Raw genomic sequence first — 320 nt, forward strand, 5'->3', positions numbered from 1 at the left:
GGACCGGGCCAGCGCCACGGCCAAGGAGGACGCGACCCGGGCGGCGTTGCTGGGCGACGTTCAGGCGCTGTGCGAGCAGGCGCATCAGGTCCGGGCCCTGGATGCCGCGCACCAGTTCGCCCGCGATCAGCTCACCTATCAGCAGCAACGGGTGGACCAGGGTATCGATCCGGCCGATTCGCTGTGGAATGCGGCGAGCGCCTTCCAGGTCGCCAAGCACCAGTGGGAGCAGGAAGCGGCCAAGCTCGACACGCGCCGGCTGACCCTGGCCCGCCATTACGGCGGCGTCGAGTGGCAGCGGCTGCGGGTGCTGTTCGGGG

1 protein-coding gene is annotated in these 320 nt (G+C 70.9%); it reads left to right on the forward strand.

Going from position 1 to position 320, the window contains the following annotated elements:
• Positions 1-320 (forward strand): hypothetical protein (locus D779_RS20780; protein WP_043758518.1); only part of this gene is annotated, 320 nt, incomplete at both ends.

This window comes from Imhoffiella purpurea, from assembly GCF_000585215.1.
Classification (GTDB): Bacteria; Pseudomonadota; Gammaproteobacteria; order Chromatiales; family Chromatiaceae; genus Imhoffiella; species Imhoffiella purpurea.